The following is a 1,142-nucleotide window of genomic DNA, read 5'->3' as shown; positions in this document are numbered from 1 at the left end:
CATCAAGACCGGTGAACGCTGGCCAGGTACCCTTGTCTAGATAGCTTATTACTTGCCACGCAAGCAGTGCAACACCACACGCAAAGCACGCGATCATCACCAAGAATAGCAAGGCAACTGGAATGAAGACAATCAGACCCATTGAACCGCGCCGGATTTGCCGGAGACCCCAACTCGTGAGAAGTAGGGTCTATGACAAGCAAGACGACGAACAAATTTTCCCCTGAAGTCCGCGCCCGCGCCGTTCGAATGGTGTCGGAACATGAGGCCGAACATTCTTCGCGATGGGCGGCTGTTTCCTCGATCGCGGCCAAGATTGGCTGCTCGGCACACACGCTCAATGAGTGGGTAAAGAAGTCCGAGGTCGATAGTGGCAAGCGAGCCGGCCTTCCGAGCGATGTTGCGGAGAAGATGAAGGCACTGGAGCGGGAGAACCGCGAGCTTCGTCAAGCCAACGAGATTTTGCGCAAGGCGTCGGCGTATTTTGCCCAGGCGGAGCTCGACCGCCCACTGAAGCGATGATTTCCTTCATCGACGAACATCGTTCGGTGCTCGGGGTCGAGCCGATCTGCAGACTGCTGCCGATTGCCCCGTCCACCTATTATGAGGTCATTGCCAAGCGCATGGACGTGGACCGCCTGGCGGCCCGCGCCCGGAATGATGTCGCCATGAAGGTCGAGATACGCCGGGTGTTCAACGAGAACTTCCAGGTCTATGGCGTGCGCAAAGTCTGGCGGCAGCTACAGCGGGAGGGCTTTGAGATTGCCCGCTGCACCGTCGCACGGCTCATGAGAGTGATGGGTCTTCAGGGCATCATTCGCGGCAAGCCCGTCAAAACCACCGTGTCGGACAAGACTGCCCCATGTCCGCTCGACCGCGTCAATCGCCACTTCAAGGCTCCCGCGCCGAACATGCTCTGGCTTTCTGACTTCACGTATGTCGCGACCTGGCAGGGCTTCGTCTACGTGGCCTTCGTCATCGATGCCTTCGCCCGCCGCATCGTCGGCTGGCGGGCAAGCCGTACCGCCCATGCGGGTTTCGTCCTCGACGCTCTGGACCAGGCACTTCATGATCGGCGGCCCATCCATCGCGGCGGGCTCGTCCACCATTCCGACAGGGGCGTGCAATACGTGTCGATCAAG

At 59.6% G+C, this 1,142-nt stretch carries 1 pseudogene and 1 other annotated feature; the pseudogene reads left to right on the top strand.

Annotated features, from left to right (window positions below):
• Window positions 1-192: 192 nt before the first annotated feature.
• A pseudogene (locus AC1D0P_RS25880) lies at window positions 193-1,142 on the top strand (IS3 family transposase); the annotation flags it as partial.
• Window positions 477-593, top strand: a sequence feature (AL1L pseudoknot). (Overlaps the previous pseudogene by 117 nt.)

It is taken from the genome of Polaromonas sp. P1_G2 (assembly GCF_056405515.1).
This window is presented reverse-complemented; position numbering and strand designations above follow the sequence as displayed.